Consider the following 382-nt stretch of genomic DNA (forward strand, 5'->3'; position numbering starts at 1 on the left):
GAGCGCACCCCTGATAAGGGTGAGGTCGGCAGTTCAAGTCTGCCCAGACCCACCATTTCTGCGCGATGGCTGCGTTGGAAGCCTCGTCGTGTACTGATGTACACTTCCTCGGCTTCCGCCTTGCCCTCGCTTGAAATTCCCTTATTGGGTTTAGCGATTCAAACTCGCGATGTTTAAGCGCAGCGAGAACGCTTCAGAGCAAGGCGCAAGCCGATATGAGTGAAGGAGCGTACGTTGGTACGTGACTGAGCGAATGAGGTGCAGTAACGCGGCGCTGGAGTGTTATCGCAAAGCCACGCACCAAAGGGGCCATAGCTCAGCTGGGAGAGCGCCTGCCTTGCACGCAGGAGGTCAGCGGTTCGATCCCGCTTGGCTCCACCAT

Annotated in this window: 1 tRNA gene; it reads left to right on the forward strand. The window is 57.6% G+C overall.

Annotation, left to right across the window (positions count from 1 at the left end):
• The first annotated feature begins 305 nt into the window (after positions 1-305).
• A tRNA-Ala gene (locus ACP7H9_RS14225) sits at positions 306-381 on the forward strand.
• Position 382 lies beyond the last annotated feature (1 nt).

Origin of the sequence: Idiomarina sp. ST20R2A10 (assembly GCF_051842345.1) — a bacterium.
GTDB classification, from domain to species: domain Bacteria; phylum Pseudomonadota; class Gammaproteobacteria; order Enterobacterales; family Alteromonadaceae; genus Idiomarina; species Idiomarina loihiensis.